General features: G+C 58.6%; 1 protein-coding gene. It reads right to left on the bottom strand.

All coding sequences use genetic code 11. The annotated features are described in order from the left end of the window. Window positions 1-391 (bottom strand): molybdopterin-dependent oxidoreductase (locus B3797_RS13875; protein WP_311791375.1); only part of this gene is annotated, 391 nt, incomplete at both ends.

Below are 391 nucleotides of genomic sequence, written 5' to 3'. Positions count from 1 at the left end.
TCGGCGCCAGCCACTGATCGCACAGCTTGGCGACTTCTGAATAGTCAGGCGTGATAGCAACCGTTTTAGTACCTTTGTAACGCACCTCGGTAAAGAAGTGGGCGTCCGGCGTGCGCGTCTGCGGCACGTTGGAACCCCAGGCAATAATGTAGTTAGAGTTGTACCAGTCGGCGGATTCAGGCACGTCGGTCTGTTCGCCCCAGGTCATGGGCGACGCAGGCGGCAGATCGCAATACCAGTCGTAGAAGCTCAGGCAGGTTCCGCCAATCAGCGACAGATAGCGCGTCCCTGCCGCATAGGAGACCATCGACATGGCCGGTATCGGCGAGAAGCCCGCAATGCGGTCTGGCCCATAATGTTTGATGGTCCAGATGTTGGCTGCGGCGATCAG

It is taken from the genome of Pantoea sp. UBA5923, from assembly GCF_002431095.1.
Lineage (GTDB): Bacteria > Pseudomonadota > Gammaproteobacteria > Enterobacterales > Enterobacteriaceae > Pantoea > Pantoea piersonii.
Note: the sequence above shows the minus strand (reverse complement) of the source record. Positions and strands in the feature narration are given on the sequence as shown.